Genomic DNA, 474 nt, shown 5'->3' with positions numbered 1-474 from the left:
CATTCAGCGATGAATGAAAAGAAAGAACAAAAGAATCGCTGTTCGGCTCACTACGAATAGTGTCCGACTCGGTTGATTGTCTTGATTTGTTGCTTCAATGTCGTTTTATCCAGTTTTCAATGAACAAAAATACTCCTCTATGGAGTAATATGGTGGAGCCTAGCGGGATCGAACCGCTGACCTCCTGCGTGCAAGGCAGGCGCTCTCCCAGCTGAGCTAAGGCCCCGGGAATAAAAAAATGGTGGGCCTAAGTGGACTCGAACCACCGACCTCACGCTTATCAGGCGTGCGCTCTAACCAGCTGAGCTATAGGCCCATTCTATAATATAATTAATATATACAAAATGAACCTTCAAAACTGAACGCAAAATGTCAACGTATGAACCAGAGGTTCATTTCCGAATGTGCAGCTTCATCATCACGAGGATGTTCCACTGACATATATCCTTAGAAAGGAGGTGATCCAGCCGCACC

2 tRNA genes are annotated in these 474 nt (G+C 45.6%); both read right to left on the bottom strand.

The annotated features are described in order from the left end of the window. Positions 1-150: 150 nt before the first annotated feature. A tRNA-Ala gene (locus M3197_RS17230) sits at positions 151-226 on the bottom strand. A gap of 13 nt (positions 227-239) precedes the next feature. Beyond that, positions 240-316 (bottom strand) — tRNA-Ile (locus M3197_RS17225). Positions 317-474: the final 158 nt, after the last annotated feature.

It is taken from the genome of Sporosarcina aquimarina, assembly GCF_023715615.1.
GTDB lineage: Bacteria > Bacillota > Bacilli > Bacillales_A > Planococcaceae > Sporosarcina > Sporosarcina aquimarina_A.
Note: the sequence above shows the minus strand (reverse complement) of the source record. Positions and strands in the feature narration are given on the sequence as shown.